2 protein-coding genes are annotated in these 1,202 nt (G+C 53.7%); one reads left to right on the forward strand and one right to left on the reverse strand.

The annotated features are described in order from the left end of the window. Positions 1-296: FAD-binding protein (locus DS878_RS02730; RefSeq protein ID WP_222837424.1), on the forward strand; the 296-nt coding region annotated here is incomplete at its 5' end. Between the two features lie 166 nt (positions 297-462). Here the strand turns inward: DS878_RS02730 and DS878_RS02735 are convergent. Then, positions 463-1,095: a HupE/UreJ family protein gene (locus DS878_RS02735; RefSeq protein WP_113814417.1), complete on the reverse strand. Its 633-nt coding sequence runs from the start codon at positions 1,093-1,095 to the stop codon at positions 463-465. Between the last annotated feature and the right edge of the window lie 107 nt (positions 1,096-1,202).

Here is a 1,202-nt window from a genome sequence, read left to right on the forward strand (position 1 = left end):
TTGCTGATCTGCTGGGTGCTGGTATGGGTGCATCCCGTGCAGCTGTCGATGCGGGCTTTGTTCCCAACGACATGCAGGTAGGTCAGACCGGTAAGATTGTTGCTCCGCAGCTGTACATCGCGGTTGGTATCTCCGGTGCCATTCAGCATCTGGCCGGTATGTCGGATTCCAAAGTGATCGTTGCGATCAACAAGGATGAAGAAGCGCCGATCTTCCAGGTTGCAGACTATGGCCTGGTAGCGGATCTGTTTGAGGCAGTACCTGAGCTTGAGACGAGGCTCAAAGAGGGCGCCTAGCATTGCCTTGCCCGTTACGTTGTTCTGCTCCCAAGCCCTCTACATGAGGGCTTTTCATAGCAGGTCTGTCATACAAGGCGAACGAGGCTGGAATTTCATCAATGAAATGAGCCTCGGATTATACAGTGAATCAGAAATCAGGCATTTTATTGCGCCCCCGAAGGGGCTAGGCCACGACTGCCGTAGATAGGGCTATAAGTCCAATACCGCCTACCACACCTGCGGTAAGGTTACGGGTTGTTCGCAACATTGCGGGCCCAATGCTCATAGCAGAACGACCAGCCACAAAGGCCAGCCAAACAATCACCATCTGAATCAGGCTCAACCCGAGGAGGTAGGCACCTAAAGGTGCAGGTTCTGCGCCGATAATAGCTTCACCGTAGGCCAGACCATGGAAAATCGCTGCCAATGCACCAGCCAGCCCAGCTGTTTTGAGGTATTTCGGGGTACGGAACAGGAAAAAGCCAACCGCGATGACCGATACAGATACGAGAACTTCCACATAGGGAATGTTAACGCCACTCCACTGCAATGCTGCACCCAGAATCGTCGCTGCCACCAGTGCCATTGGGACAAGGGGGGAGCGAAGCTGAGCAAAAGCGCAAAGCAGGCCAATAGCAACAATAAAGGCAAGATGATCCATGCCAATAATGGGGTGTCCTATCCCCGATAGCAGTCCCTGCCAGAGCGTTGACGGTGTCTCCCCACCCGTGGGGTGGTGGGCCCAGGCTAGGCCTGAAGATGAAAGCAACGAAAGGCCTGCGGTTACGATAATACTGCGGTGATACTTGGATTTCATGAAGTTACTCCTGATATAAAGTGAAGTGCCTGGCGTGGGTCGTGATTCAGCATTTCAACCTCACGCGGACTGCGGCTGCGCTACTACTGCCACACCGATCATGCTGT

It is taken from the genome of Marinobacter sp. F3R11, from assembly GCF_003318275.1.
In the GTDB taxonomy this organism is placed as follows: Bacteria; Pseudomonadota; Gammaproteobacteria; order Pseudomonadales; family Oleiphilaceae; genus Marinobacter.

Coding starts and splice junctions, on each gene's coding strand:
- DS878_RS02735 (WP_113814417.1), bottom strand. CDS start 1,095: ATGAAATCCAAGTATCACCGCAGTATTATCGTAACCGCAGGCCTTTCG.